Source organism: Snodgrassella sp. ESL0304, from assembly GCF_013344995.1.
In the GTDB taxonomy this organism is placed as follows: Bacteria; Pseudomonadota; Gammaproteobacteria; order Burkholderiales; family Neisseriaceae; genus Snodgrassella; species Snodgrassella alvi.
Genome location: NZ_JAAEDR010000015.1, coordinates 66,474 through 79,370, shown reverse-complemented (window position 1 = coordinate 79,370; position 12,897 = coordinate 66,474). Strand labels below are relative to the sequence as shown.

Genomic DNA, 12,897 nt, shown 5'->3' with positions numbered 1-12,897 from the left:
TGTATGAATAAGAGTATTAAACTGTCTTCCGGTCAGATTTTTATGATGGCTCTGGCCATCGGTCTGGCCGTAGCCAGTAATTATTTTGTCTTTCCGCTGATAGAAGTAACTGCACGCTATTTTGGTATGAATGTTGCCAGTAGCGGCATGCTGATTACGCTGACGCAGCTTGCTTATGCGCTGGGGCTGATTTTTCTGGTACCGCTGGGTGATTTGCTCGATAACAAAAAGCTGATTGTATCGCTGTATGTTGTAGTAGGTATCAGTGCGCTGCTGATAGCTTTTGCTCCTGATTTATGGCTGTTTATTGCCGGTCTGGTGATGGTCGGCGCCTTTTGTACAGTGGCTCAGGTGCTGATGCCGCTGGCCGCCAGTCTGTCAGAACCCGAACAGCGCGGGCGGGTAATCGGTACGCTGATGAGCGGGCTGTTACTGGGTATTCTGTTGTCACGTACTTTTTCCGGTATGGTTGCCCATTGGTGGGGCTGGCGTACGGTATATATGCTCGGTGCGGCAATGCTGCTGTTAATGGCACTGATTTTGCAATGCAAACTGCCTCATGTCCAGCGTGAACACAGTACTCTGGGTTACTGGAAAACGCTGGTATCGGTTTGGTCGTTATTATGGCGTACACCGTTATTGCGGCAGCGTGGTGTGCTCGGGGCGCTGGATTTCTGTTTGTTTTCAGTGTTGTGGACACCATTGACGTTATTGCTCAGCCATGCACCTTATCATTTCAGTTTGAGTACAATTGGTTTATTTGGTTTATTTGGTGCGCTGGGGATTTTTGGTTCCAATGTAGGTGGCTGGGCTGCAGATAAAGGCCACACTTATGCGATGACAATAGTTTGTGCCTTACTGTTTTTGCTTAGCTGGTCACTGCTGTATGTCGGAGGGGTGCATTTATGGGCATTGATCAGCGGGGTAATTTTGCTGGATTTTGCGATTCAGGCATTGCATATCAGTAACCAGTCGCTGATTTATCGTTCTGATCCGGCGCTCAAAGGCCGGATTACTTCTGGTTATATGAGTATGTATTTTATCGGTGGTGTACTCGGCTCACTTGCTTCTGCTATGGCTTATGCACATTATGGCTGGAACGGGGTTTCGTTGCTGGGCGGAGGAGTGGCAACGCTGATTTTGCTGTGTGCACTATTCTTTAAATGTGAACGTATATCTTAAATCTGTGCTGCTGAACTGATCTGGCTGCCGGCCGGCGGCGGATTAGTTTCTGTGGTTGGTAATAATTATTATTGTGAATAGGATTATTTATGTCTAATCATGCTGTGATGACAGTGATTGGTAAAGACCGTATTGGTATAGTTGCTGAGGTAGCCACGCTGCTGGCAGAGCATCAGGTTAGTATTGTGAATATCAGTCAGCAGTTAATGGATGATTATTTCACTATGATTATTCTGCTGGATGCGGAAAAATGTACTTTACCACGCTTAGAGTTCAGTAAATTTCTGGATAGTGAAGGCGAAAAACGGGGATTGCACATCCGTGTGCAGGATGAAGCATTGTTTAATGCCATGCACCGGATTTAGGAGTTATTTATGTCTTTTTCTATTCAGAATAATGAAATTCTGGAAACTGTACGAATGGTATCCGACCAGCATTTCGATGTGCGTACGATAACTATTGGCATTGATTTGCATGATTGTATTGATACAGATATTAAGCGCCTGAATGAAAAAATTTATGCCAAGATTACCCGTGTCGGTAAAAACTTGGTACAGACGGCAACTGAGCTGTCGGCTAAATATGGTGTACCAATTGTGAATCAGCGTGTTGCTGTCACACCTATTGCTCAGATTGGGGCTGCCACCGGTGCTGATTCTTATGTATCGATAGCACAGACACTGGATAAAGCGGCAAAAGCCATTGGTATTTCGTTTATCGGCGGTTTTTCTGCATTAGTACACAAAGGAATGAGTGCTGCCGATGAGATATTAATCCGATCAATTCCTGAGGCTATGGCCTGCACAGATGTCGTATGCAGCTCAGTAAATATCGGTTCTACCCGTGCCGGCATTAATATGGATGCTGTACGGCTGATGGGAGAAACCATCCGCCAGACTGCGGCAATCACGCCGGAAGGTTTTGGCTGTGCCAAACTGGTGGTTTTTTGTAATGCGGTAGAAGATAACCCGTTTATGGCCGGTGCCTTTCATGGTGCGGGAGAAGCAGACTGCGTCATTAATGTCGGTGTATCCGGACCGGGCGTGGTATGTGCTGCGTTGCAGAATACACAAGGGCTGTCCCTGACTGAAGTTGCCGAGCTGGTGAAAAAAACCGCATTCAAGATTACTCGCGTGGGTGAACTGATCGGCCATGAAGCCAGTAAAATGCTGGGTATTCCGTTCGGTATTCTGGATTTGTCTCTGGCACCTACTCCGGCAGTGGGGGACAGTGTTGCCCGGATTCTGGAAGCGATGGGGCTGAGTGTCTGCGGAACGCACGGCACGACTGCGGCACTGGCATTACTGAATGATGCTGTGAAAAAGGGCGGTATGATGGCTTCAAGCGCAGTAGGCGGACTAAGCGGTGCGTTTATTCCGGTATCTGAAGATGAAGGTATGATAGCAGCGGTAGAAGCCGGTGTGCTGACTCTGGATAAACTGGAAGCTATGACGGCGGTGTGTTCGGTCGGGCTGGATATGATTGCTGTGCCGGGCGATACTCCGGCCAGTACATTGGCGGGAATTATTGCTGATGAAGCCGCTATCGGCCTAATTAATAGTAAAACTACAGCCGTGCGGGTGATTCCGGTTACCGGTAAGGATGTCGGTGATTACGTAGAGTTTGGCGGTTTACTCGGTCGAGCTCCGGTTATGCCGGTGAAATCCGGTTCCTGTGAGGTATTTATTAATCGTGGCGGACGAGTACCGGCACCGGTGCAGTCAATGAAAAATTAAGGAATGTGCTGTACCGCATGGTATGATGCAGGCTATGATAATCAGCACTGGCAGTGTTGCAGGCAGATAAAATCTGGCTGTCCGCAGGGAGCGGCAGAATGATGGCTGGCTGAATCAATATACTGCTAAAGTGTTCGGAAATGAGTTGAGAACATAATGAGTAGAATTCAACATACGTTTGAGCAGCTGCATGGACGGACTGCTCTGGTATCGTATATCACTTGTGGTAATCCGGATCTGGCTACAACAGTACAGCTGATGAAAACGCTGGTAGCCAATGGTACAGATATTATTGAACTGGGTGTGCCTTTCTCTGATCCGATGGCCGACGGGCCGGTGATTCAGTCAGCTGCCGAGCGTGCTTTACGCCAAAATGTGTCTCTGAATGATATATTTCAGGTGGTCAGACAGTTCCGGCAGGAAAATCAGACGACACCAGTGGTGCTCATGGGTTATCTGAATCCGGTTTATCATATGGGTTATGAACGTTTTGCCAGTGCTGCTGCGCAGGCTGGTGCGGATGGTGTGCTGACTGTAGACTGTCCGGCCGAAACAATTGATGATTTGCATGAGCAGCTCAGGAAATACGGGCTGGACTGCATTTTTCTGATTGCCCCTACTACCACTGATGAGCGGATTAAACTGATTGGCAGTAAGGCCAGTGGTTTTGTTTACTATGTATCACTTAAGGGAGTGACCGGTTCATCACAGTTGGATACGGCCGAAGTTTCGCGTAAAATTGATCATTTACGCCAGTTTATACAGGTGCCTATCGGTGTGGGTTTTGGTATTCGCGATGCCGACAGTGCCCGCCGTATCGGAGCAGTAGCGGATGCCGTAATCGTTGGCAGCCGCTTTGTGCAGACAATAGCCGAGCATATTGGTCATGAGGCCGAAGCTCTGGCTCCTGTTGTCGCTGAGCTCAGACAAGCTCTGGAATAATCTGTGTAACATCCTAATTCTGTATGGCGGCCTGTTCCGGCTGCCGGCAATAACCGGGAATAAAAGAATGAGTTGGTTAGATAAAATCCTGCCGCCTAAGATTAAAAAAGATGCAGCGGTTAAATCCGCAGGTATCCCTGAGGGATTGTGGCAGAAATGTCCGTCCTGTGCGGCAACTTTATATGCCACGGATTTGAAAAAGAATATGGAAGTGTGCCCGAAGTGCGGATATCATAATCCGGTGTCAGCACGGGAACGTATCAGTATGATGCTGGATGAAACCAAACAGTATGAAATTGGTAAAGACATCAAACCAGTTGATATTCTCAAATTCCGTGACAGCAAGAAATATACTGACCGCTTAAGTGCTGCCCGTAAGCTGACGCAGGAAGATGATGCGCTGCTGGTGGTACGCGGAACCATGAATGGTGTACCTGTGGTTGTGGCCGCTTTTGAATTCAACTTTATCGGCGGTTCAATGGGTTCTGTTGTGGGTGAGCGCTTTGTTCGCGGTGTACGTGAGGCGGTAAAACATAACTGCACCTTTATCTGTGTGGCCGCTTCCGGTGGTGCACGCATGCAGGAAGGTCTCAATTCATTAATGCAAATGGCTAAAACCTGTGCTTCATTACATTTGCTTGCTGATAAATCACTGCCTTTTATATCAGTATTAACCAATCCGACTATGGGCGGTGTGTCTGCCAGCTTTGCGTTCATCGGTGATGTTGTTCTGGCTGAGCCGAATGCTCTGGTTGGATTTGCCGGTCCGCGGGTGATTGAACAAACTGTACGTGAAACTTTACCGGAAGGCTTCCAGCGTTCGGAGTTTTTACTGGATAAAGGGGCAATCGATCAGATTGTTGACCGGCGTGAATTAAAAGATCGAATTGTTCGACTGATTGGTTTGTTACGCTCAGAAGCCAGTGCGGATGCCGCCTGACACAGTTTGTGTATCTGTATAATAGAATAATGGTTATAGCAATGCCCTGATATGTTTTTCAGGGCGTTTTTATTGATAGAGACTAAAAGAATACATCAGTTAATTTTGAGCTATGCCTGTAACTGTGCCAGTAATACCGGTACATGGCTGTGGGCAATATCTTTGGCCGCCGTAAGCAGCCATAGTTGCTGATGCTGCTCATGCAGTTGCTTCAGTGTACGCAATGCTTCCTGTTGTTGTGGCAGGCTGAGTTCCTGCTGATACAGCCGGCAAAATTCCTGATAATGATTTTCAGGATTCTGGTGCAGCCATTTTCTGAGTGGGCCGGACGGGGCAACAGCTTTAATCCACTCAACTCCGCTTAGTCTGATTTTACTGATACCCCGTGGCCACAGGCGGTCTATTAATACTGCCGGCTGCTGATGCTGATAGGTATATACACGTTGAATGTTATACATGGCGATTGAGTTTAACTCTGTAAATTATCAATCATAATTTTTAATATTTGTATCGGCAAGCATGGTAGTGTACCAGTAGCAGGATGGGTAAGCTGATGTGGTAAAAAACTAATAATCAATATCGGCCAGCGTCATGGTTCGAATGTAATAATCAGTATTGTGTATCGTAACAGAAAATTAAAAAGCAGCCGGTGCGGCTGCTTTTTTCTATAAATAATGCTATTTCTGATTTTTATTCAGTTCCTGCTCTAACTCATTTTTAAGCATTAGCCCGGAAATGGTTTTGCCATTCGGGAAAACTAAGGTAGGTGTGCCATCAAAGCCATATTTATTGCCCAGTTTTATGACGTCAGCTACCGGATTATCACAATTAGCCACAGCAGCAGGTTCTTTGCCCTTGCGCATCCACTGAGTCCATGCGGTTGTACGCTCTTTCTGACACCATATCTGTACAGCTTTTTTCTGTGCATTTGGATGTAAATCAGGCACCGGCATCAGGAAAGTATAGACAGTGATATTGTCTATCTGGGCAATTTCTTCTTCGAGTTTTTTACAGAACGGGCAGTCAGGATCGGAGAATACAGCCATTACTCGCTGACCATTACCGCGGACCTCTTTAATTGCTTTTTCTAATGGCAATTCTTTAAAGTCTATTTTGGACATATCGCTGACTCGCTGTTCGGTAAGATTTTTCCGGTGTTCCAGATCAATCAGATTACCAATCATAACATAGGCAGCATTTTCATCAGTATAAATAATCTGATTGCCGGTAATGACTACTTCATAAATACCTTGTAACGGTGTGGTATATACACCCTGTATATTTAATTCGGAACCTTTGAGCATTTTGCTCATTTTACTGGCCAGATTGGCATTTATTTTTTTACTGATTTCCGCATCAGCCGGGCGACCCGCGTCAGTTACATTATTGGCTGCTGATACAGATGCAGTTGTACTACCTGAGGCCGACTTTGCCGCAGAATCAATATTATGTACAGGTGTACCGTCACATGAAGCAATTAGCGGTATGGCCAGTAGGGGTGCAAGCCATTGCCATAGATAAGATTTTTTCATATTGAAATTCTTTTTCTGTCTGTTAATGTATGCCCTGACTGAGAAAGGCATAAAAGTATCCAAGTGGGAAGTTTTGCTATTTTATCGCTAAACAGGATAAATCCGGCAGAACGCCAGACTAGCTGAAAACAACGAAATCTATAGTCTGTTTTATCTGCTTGTATGCAAGGCCTGTCCGGCTACGCGTTAGTATAAAGCAATCATGTTATAAGTGTAATGTTGTTTTGTAGTTAAACGGCTGGCGCAGCCAGTGGCTTCATGCCACAATACTTATCCGATAATTAATGTGAATTCTTGCTATGACTCCGATTTTGGCTTTCGACATAGAAACTGTGCCGGATGTAGCCGGCATTCGTGTTCTGAATCATTTGCCGGCAGAGGTCAGTGATGCTGATGTGGTGGAATTTGCCTTGCAGCAGCGACGAGCCAAAACCGGTAACGATTTTATGCAGCTGCATTTGCAGCAGGTAGTGGCTATTTCCTGCTGTATGCGCTGGGGTACGGATAAAATTCATGTGGGCAGCATCGGAACACCGGAAGACAGCGAAGAAACTTTAATTGCGCGTTTTTTTGAGCTGATTGAAACTCATACACCTCAGCTGGTGAGCTGGAACGGCGGCGGCTTTGATTTACCAGTATTACATTATCGTGCTTTGATTTATGGCATCAGTGCGGCACGCTACTGGGATATGGGCGAGGGTGATTTTGGCGACAGCCGAGATTTTAAGTGGAATAACTATATCAGCCGCTATCATGCACGCCATTGTGACTTAATGGATTTACTGGCTTTATATCAGTCCCGTGCCTGTGTACCTCTGGATGATATGGCCAAACTATGCGGCTTTCCGGGAAAACTGGGTATGGACGGTAGTAAAGTCTGGGCAGCTTATCAGCAGGGTGAACTGGCACAGATCAGACATTATTGCGAAACCGATGCAGCCAATACTTATTTAATGTATCTGCGCTTTAATCTGTTACGCGGTTTTCTGGATGCAGACGAATATGAGCAGGAAATCCGTTGTCTTAAAGGTTATCTGAGTACGCAACAGGCAGCACACTGGCAGGAATTTCTGAGTGCATGGGGCAGATCGGTCTGATTATCAAAATAAATAAGCCGAAAACTGAAATGATGATTTGTATGAGATGTTTTCTGAGATGAATATGCGCAGGCTGGTGCTGGTCGGAGTGGGGCTGATTGGCGGTTCGCTGGCACTGGATTTAAAACGTGCCGGACTGGTTGCTGAAGTAGCCGGTATTGATATCGATGCCGATAATCTGACTCGTGCACTGGAACGGCGGGTAGTTGATTATACCTATACGCAGATTAATGCAGAGAGTGTGGCAGAAGCCGATATGGTGCTGATAGCCACTCCGGTGAATACTTTACCGGCAATTTGCCGTCAGCTGGTTCCCTATTTATCTGAGCATTGTATTGTTACTGATGTGGGCAGTACCAAGCAGCTGGCATTAAAAGCCTTTGCTGCTGAATTACCGCATCATTATCCGCGCTGTGTGGCCGCTCACCCGATTGCCGGTTCAGACCGGCATGGTGCACTGGCGGCGCAGTTTGGTTTATTTGCCGGAAAAAAATGTATTGTTTGCGCTCATGAACAGCAGGACGAAGCTGCATTACATACAGTTGTTGCTATGTGGCAGGCTGTACAGGCGCAGATTTATCATCTGGATGCGGCACGACATGATGCAATTTTTGCCGCTGTCAGTCATTTACCGCATATGCTGGCTTATGCATATGTACACCAGTTGGCCGAAGCAGCAAATGCCGATGAATTGTTGCAATTTGCCGGCAGCGGATTTCGGGATTTTACCCGCATTGCAGCCAGTAATCCGCAGATTTGGACAGATATCTGTCTGGCTAATCGTCAGGTACTGGCTGGCTTACTCCAGCAGCAACAATATGAACTGGCATATTTACAGGACTGTCTGCAACAAGGGGATGCACAAAAGTTGACTGCTTTTTTTGCAAAAGCACAGAAAATACGCGAAGACTGGCATAATTAGTATTTATAAACCGAAGTCAGCGGTAATGTTGTCTGACGACGGTTTATTTTGGGCTAAGTTATGGTTAGATAAAGTGTTTTTTTATGCTGTTTGCGGTATAAAGATATGTGCAGTTAATGAATTTTGCGGTATTTTTAATTAAAATAACTATATTTTGTCGAATTAATACAAAATATGACTTGCTATGCATGCGTAGTTGAGGCATAATTCGCTTCGTTAAATCAGCTCCTAGTTGGTTTAACAGTTTCTCCTCTATTTCTCCTTTGTAGACTTGGCGCACACTTAATCGTGTGCGCATTTTTTTATCTTTTTTTCTTTATGCTAATGGAATTTTAAAGCAGATGGTGTGTATTAATATTTTTTTGATGGCTGAGTAAATATAGCCTGATGTTTAGTTGCTTTCAGCTTCGGTGACAGAATTGTTCATTACGGCCTGAGTAAGTGAATTTACCAGACAGATATGAATACTGGTAAGCAAAGGTATTCGGTGCTGTCATGTAAATAGAATTAATGCCAAGATAAATTCTTTTGACCAATTTAGTCATTAGATGACCGGTTTGATTGTTTCTGAGGGTACTTTGATATGGACGCTAAAATCTCTGGTGAAAGTAATCTGCAAATTTTGCTGCAATCTGCTTCACCGCAGCATAATCCGGGCAAATATGTATTTTGTACTGTACAGCAGCCTGAACCAGCATTACTGACCGCTGCTGTGGCGATTATGCAGGAAAACGAAGGTACTACGCTGGTTTTACCGCAGGCAGTTGCTGATGAGTATCAGCTGAATTATGAATATATTGCCGGCTGGATTACATTAATGGTGCATTCTTCGCTGGCGGCTGTCGGGCTGACTGCTGCTTTTGCGCATGCACTGGCACAACAGAATATCAGTTGTAATGTTATAGCCGGTTATTATCATGATCATATTTTTGTAGCTGATGATGATGTGCAGCAGGCTTTGGTTATTCTGAATAATCTGGGTCAGGCATCATAGTCAGCTTATGCAATAGATAAAACTATGAATGATGATGTTCAATAACAGCGTTGGTGGTTTTGTTAAGCGGAGAAAGAAAATAATTTTGATTGTTTCTATGCTTTGGTAAAACCAAGTACAGGTATTCAGGGTCTTATCAGTACGTAACCAAGCTGTGTAGCTGTAACACTGACTTGCAATCGTTCTTTTAACGTAGGGAGTGTTTTTAAAGTTTGGGCAGCAATCGTATCGACCCATTGATGCCATTCGGCATTAATTTTAGGATGATCATTCCAAATGGGGGCGCCAGTGACTAAAGGTTGTAATGCCTGACTCACTGTTGATGGATTTGGAAAATGTTGCATAGCCACTTCTGCCGTGTTCGCAAGTGTTGTTTGTACAAAAGTTAGCATAAACATTAAAGCCGTCAACTTGAATTTTATTTGTGATCCTTTTTATCTATATGAGATTGATTAAGCAAGATTGCCTGTTGCTTTTTTGTATAAACTAAAACACAAGGCGGTAATGATGGCACCCATAATACAAATAATCGTGGCCGTGATAAAAATGCCACTAAACCCTAATTGGTCAAAGGTCATTCCACCAACACCAGCCGCTAAACCAATGGAAAATTGAATCGCGGCAACCGATAATCCACCAACCAGTTCAGCTTTATCAGCAAGCGTTCGAGTGATCCACGTTGACCAACCAACAGGGATAAATCCAAACACAAATCCCCAAGCAATCACTAATGTAGTATCCATAGTCACATTATCAGAACTTAAAAACCTATATTTAATAAATAAGAGCATGGCTATAGCGGCTAAAACTAAATGAATGGCGATCATCACAGGTCTAAAAAATCGGCCAAGTAGTAAACCCGCAACAAAGGTTCCGATGCAATTAGCGATACCAAACACCAATAAAATAAGGGTTAACGGACCGGCTTGTAGTGCTAAATTGTGCTCTAAAAACGGTCGCAGATAAGTAAAAAAGAGGTGATAACCTCCATAACTAAAAATTGTCCCGATAATGCCAAGAAAACACCAACTTTGCTTAAATAGGGCAAACATATTTTTAAAATTACTGCTTTCACGCGGCGGTAAAGATGGTAGGGTAAGCCGTTGCCAAACTAGCGCGATAAAACTTAATGCCGCAGCAATAAAAAACACATTACGCCAACCGACTAAATGACCTAAATAACTGGCAAGAGGCAGTGAAATAATCGTTGCAACCGACACTCCGGCATAGACAATACTTAATGCCCGAGGAATATCTTTACTCGGCGCTAATTGTAATACTACAGCAGATGCCATTGACCAAAATCCGCCAACACAAATCCCTAATAGCGCTCGACCAATCAGCATAATGAAATAATTAGGTGCAACAGCAATGAACAAATTGGATAATACTAATAAAATAGAAAAAGTGAGTAATACTACCCGACGATTAATATTTTGGGTCATGGGTGCGAGAACCAAACTGGTGACTACTGCAAAAATCCCCACCATTGTAACGCTTTGGCCTGCTTGACCTTCAGTAATATTGAAATCTTGTGCGATAGGTGTTAATAAGCTAACGGGAATAAATTCCGCGGTAATCAAACTTGTTACCCCAATAAATAGCGAGAATATTGCTCCCCAATACGCCGTAGTTGGGGAATTTGATGTGTTATCTGACATGGTTAATCCCATTATTATATTAAAGACGAATGAATTGAATGGGTCATAGTCTAAATAGCAGCTAAAGATATGTAAATTACTTATATTTTATGGTTATTTATGCCTTAAAAGCATGGGTATAAGCTGTATTTAATGTCATTAATATCAATAAAAAGAAGTCATAAGAATAAGCTCAGCAAAATAGGAGAATCATTTTGCTCACTTCTATATTCAGAGGGATTTATTGAGAAAAAGCCTGTTTCATTCGCTGTAAACCGATTTCAGCTGCTTTTGAAAAAATTTGATAACGTTTCCAAACTATGTGAATATCAACCGTTAATTGTGGCTCTAAAGGTTTAAAACAAAGATGACTATTACCAGTCGTGTTAATCAGCTTATCAATACTTAATGCATAACCCATGTTTTTTTCGACCATAAGTGAGGCATTGTAAAGTAGGTTATATGAGCCAATCACATTGAGTTTATCTAAATCACGTTTTAACCAGCGCGTAATTCGGATATCGACTTCTTTCTGTTTAGAGATAATAAGTGGCAAGTTCCATAAATCGCTAGGTCTAATCACATCTTGATGCGCAAGTGGACTATCTTTACGCATTAATACTCCCCAAGTATCTTTTTCGGGCAATAGTAACGACTCATATTTGCTAATATTTTCCACACCAATTAATAATCCAAAATCGAGTAAGCCTTTATCGATACGTTCTGTTACTTCATCAGCATCACCACTATAAATATGCACATGAATTTGCGGATAGTCGTGTTGTAATGCCTTAACAACCTCAGCAATTAATCCCATGGCATGGGTTTCACCACAGCCAATATAGATATCGCCACTGATTTCCTCAGCTGAGGTTTGAAACTCTAATTCAGTTTTTTGCACTAATTCTAAAATTTCTTCAGCACGTTTGCGTAAACGCATACCTTCATCGGTTAAGGTAATTTTACGACTGCCTCGAATAAATAAGGTTTTACCCAATTCTTGCTCTAATTCAGCCAGTTGACGAGATAATGTTGGCTGAGTCAGATGTAAATACTCAGCAGCCGCAGTGATACTTTCCTCTCTAGCAAGAGCTAAAAAATAACGTAATACTTTAATATCCAAAATGACCTCACATACAACTATTTTTTATGCTTAAAAAGTATAACAATAATTAAGTTATAGGAAAGAGGCATGTTGTTTTTATGTACAGTTCGAATGTAGAGTTATGTATAGTTAAAATGCAGACCATACATATAATTTTACCGGTCAGTAAAAAATAACCATGCTAAGTGTTAACGCTACTATAGTTATCTTTCTGTATTTAAAAACAGGGGTTTTTGCCAAATAAACAGAACAGGGCAGACAATTTATTGTCTGCCCTGTGGTTCAGGATAAGTACTTAATGGTGATGCGGAAAATCTGCCGGTAATTCGCTGGCCGGACAGTTAATAATGTTTTCATTATTTTCGCCGCAATTTTCAATAAAAGTAATGGTAGCAAATTCGTCAATAACTTCTGTCGGATAAACCGGGCCCGCTTCACGATAAGCTTCCATTTGTGCAATATGCTCGTTCTGGAAACAAACAGTATGTTCGGGATTATTCATTACCCAGCGCGGGAAGAAGATGGTGCCGTGAAATAATTTGTCTTCCAGATTGATAATCAGACTAACATCTGTACCGGTAGGTTCTGTCCATGAAATTTTATATACACCGGCTGCTACGCGTACCAGATAAACTTTCTGATCTTTTACCCAGCGGTTACCCACCAGACCGCTATGAATACGATAATCGATGGTAGTGGCATTTTTAACATAAACTTCGTAGTTCCAGCCATTGTCGTAGGTATAAACCAGATGTTTACCAAGAATGTTACTTAAATCGGCAGTATCAAATGCAGGCATTTTTTCAC

14 protein-coding genes are annotated in these 12,897 nt (G+C 43.3%); 8 read left to right on the top strand and 6 right to left on the bottom strand.

The window, feature by feature from the left end:
* The first annotated feature begins 3 nt into the window (after positions 1–3).
* The 5 genes from GYX91_RS08790 to accD all read left to right on the top strand — a co-directional run bounded on the left by GYX91_RS08790 (position 4) and on the right by accD (position 4,800).
* Positions 4–1,182, top strand: coding sequence for an MFS transporter (locus GYX91_RS08790; RefSeq protein WP_100125740.1), 1,179 nt, complete (start codon positions 4–6; stop codon positions 1,180–1,182).
* An 89-nt stretch (positions 1,183–1,271) separates the two neighbouring features.
* Positions 1,272–1,547, top strand: a complete 276-nt coding sequence (locus GYX91_RS08785; protein WP_025331370.1) for an ACT domain-containing protein — start codon at positions 1,272–1,274, stop codon at positions 1,545–1,547.
* Between the two features lie 9 nt (positions 1,548–1,556).
* Positions 1,557–2,918, top strand: a complete 1,362-nt coding sequence (locus GYX91_RS08780) for a PFL family protein (RefSeq protein ID WP_078475379.1) — start codon at positions 1,557–1,559, stop codon at positions 2,916–2,918.
* 156 nt (positions 2,919–3,074) lie between these two features.
* Positions 3,075–3,860 (top strand): tryptophan synthase subunit alpha, encoded by a 786-nt coding sequence (gene trpA / locus GYX91_RS08775; RefSeq protein ID WP_038649010.1) that lies wholly within the window; start codon positions 3,075–3,077, stop codon positions 3,858–3,860.
* Positions 3,861–3,927: 67 nt separating this feature from the next.
* Positions 3,928–4,800, top strand: coding sequence for an acetyl-CoA carboxylase, carboxyltransferase subunit beta (gene accD, locus GYX91_RS08770; protein ID WP_025331368.1), 873 nt, complete (start codon positions 3,928–3,930; stop codon positions 4,798–4,800).
* Between the two features lie 110 nt (positions 4,801–4,910).
* Here accD and GYX91_RS08765 read toward each other — a convergent pair whose 3' ends face one another.
* Entirely contained in the window at positions 4,911–5,258 is a 348-nt protein-coding gene (locus tag GYX91_RS08765; protein WP_078475377.1) for a DUF488 domain-containing protein, read from the bottom strand.
* Positions 5,259–5,477: 219 nt separating this feature from the next.
* A complete protein-coding gene (locus GYX91_RS08760; RefSeq protein ID WP_037393391.1) occupies positions 5,478–6,332 on the bottom strand; it encodes a DsbC family protein in 855 nt (284 codons plus the stop codon).
* A 299-nt stretch (positions 6,333–6,631) separates the two neighbouring features.
* Here GYX91_RS08760 and GYX91_RS08755 point away from each other — a divergent pair, with 299 nt between their 5' ends.
* From GYX91_RS08755 to GYX91_RS08745, 3 genes are all read left to right on the top strand, one after another.
* Positions 6,632–7,429 carry a 3'-5' exonuclease gene (locus GYX91_RS08755; RefSeq protein ID WP_084548356.1) on the top strand — a complete coding sequence of 266 codons (798 nt, stop codon included), beginning with the start codon at positions 6,632–6,634 and terminating at the stop codon, positions 7,427–7,429.
* A gap of 58 nt (positions 7,430–7,487) precedes the next feature.
* The gene (locus GYX91_RS08750; protein ID WP_037393395.1) at positions 7,488–8,351 is read left to right on the top strand and encodes a prephenate dehydrogenase/arogenate dehydrogenase family protein; all 864 of its coding nucleotides are present in this window, start codon (positions 7,488–7,490) and stop codon (positions 8,349–8,351) included.
* A gap of 583 nt (positions 8,352–8,934) precedes the next feature.
* Positions 8,935–9,345: an ACT domain-containing protein gene (locus GYX91_RS08745; protein WP_194240763.1), complete on the top strand. Its 411-nt coding sequence runs from the start codon at positions 8,935–8,937 to the stop codon at positions 9,343–9,345.
* A 125-nt stretch (positions 9,346–9,470) separates the two neighbouring features.
* Here the strand turns inward: GYX91_RS08745 and GYX91_RS08740 are convergent, their stop codons facing one another.
* The 4 genes from GYX91_RS08740 to GYX91_RS08725 all read right to left on the bottom strand — a co-directional run bounded on the left by GYX91_RS08740 (position 9,471) and on the right by GYX91_RS08725 (position 12,889).
* Positions 9,471–9,737, bottom strand: a complete 267-nt coding sequence (locus GYX91_RS08740) for a hypothetical protein (RefSeq protein ID WP_174830622.1) — start codon at positions 9,735–9,737, stop codon at positions 9,471–9,473.
* 60 nt (positions 9,738–9,797) lie between these two features.
* Entirely contained in the window at positions 9,798–11,006 is a 1,209-nt protein-coding gene (locus GYX91_RS08735) for an MFS transporter (RefSeq protein ID WP_084565312.1), read from the bottom strand.
* A gap of 220 nt (positions 11,007–11,226) precedes the next feature.
* Positions 11,227–12,108 (bottom strand): LysR family transcriptional regulator, encoded by an 882-nt coding sequence (locus GYX91_RS08730; protein WP_025331360.1) that lies wholly within the window; start codon positions 12,106–12,108, stop codon positions 11,227–11,229.
* 277 nt (positions 12,109–12,385) lie between these two features.
* Entirely contained in the window at positions 12,386–12,889 is a 504-nt protein-coding gene (locus GYX91_RS08725; protein WP_174830621.1) for a phenolic acid decarboxylase, read from the bottom strand.
* Between the last annotated feature and the right edge of the window lie 8 nt (positions 12,890–12,897).